Origin of the sequence: Bradyrhizobium sp. 142 (assembly GCF_023074015.1) — a bacterium.
Taxonomy (GTDB): Bacteria; Pseudomonadota; Alphaproteobacteria; order Rhizobiales; family Xanthobacteraceae; genus Bradyrhizobium.
On the sequence record NZ_JADPKQ010000470.1, the window covers coordinates 1 to 806 of the forward strand.

2 protein-coding genes and 1 pseudogene are annotated in these 806 nt (G+C 62.8%); all 3 read left to right on the forward strand.

Going from position 1 to position 806, the window contains the following annotated elements; translation table 11 throughout:
* Positions 1–92: 92 nt before the first annotated feature.
* Positions 93–254 (forward strand): annotated as a pseudogene (locus tag IVA82_RS42690) (transposase); the annotation flags it as partial.
* 44 nt (positions 255–298) lie between these two features.
* Complete coding sequence (locus tag IVA82_RS42695) at positions 299–475, forward strand: hypothetical protein (RefSeq protein ID WP_247493893.1); 177 nt, start codon at positions 299–301, stop codon at positions 473–475.
* On the forward strand, positions 472–806 hold a 335-nt coding region (tnpB, locus tag IVA82_RS42700), incomplete at its 3' end, for an IS66 family insertion sequence element accessory protein TnpB (RefSeq protein ID WP_247383058.1). The genes IVA82_RS42695 and tnpB, both read left to right, overlap by 4 nt.

The following is an 806-nucleotide window of genomic DNA, read 5'->3' on the forward strand; positions in this document are numbered from 1 at the left end:
TCATGACGAGGTCTCCCACCATGTCTAAGGATAGTCGTAAGGATAGCGATACGGATAGGCATGCGCCTATCCTCAAGGATTCTGCTGACACGCTGCAGCGTGTCGAGATCATCACCGGGACCGGCCGGCGACGGCGCTGGTCGGCCGATGCGAAGACAGCGATTGTCGCGGAGAGTTTTGCGCCAGGTGCAAGCGTGTCCGCGGTGGCGCGGCGACACGACATCAGCCCAAGCCTGTTGTTTCTGTGGCGTCGTCAGACAACGCGGGCGAAGGTCGCGGAGCGTGGGTATGGAGAGAGGTGCCACCTGGCTTTGTGCCGGTTGCGATCACCAGCTGCGGGGGTAAATTGCGGTCGAGCGAAGAGCAGGTGGCAATCGAGATCGAGGTCGGCGCGGTCCGCATCCGTGTCAGGGGGACGGTCGACCGGCGGGCGCTGTGCGAGGTGCTGGCGGCAGTCGGGACGGTTGGCCAATGATCGGGCTGCGACCCGGGTTGTCGATCTGGATCGCGACGCAGCCGGTCGATTTTCGTCGCGGCATGGACTCGCTGGCGATGCTGGTGAGCGAGGCGTTTGGAGCCGATCCGTTCGACGGCGGACTTTATATCTTCCGCTCCAAGCGCCGAGATCGCGTGAAGATCCTGACCTGGGACGGAAGCGGGCTTGTCCTTTACTACAAGAGAATCGAGGGGCAGTTCACCTGGCCGCCGATCAAGGAAGGCGTCATGCCGCTATCTCATGCTCAGCTCTCCGTGCTGCTCGACGGCTCGGACTGGAAGTGTGTGCCGATGCGGGTTGTGGATCAGCC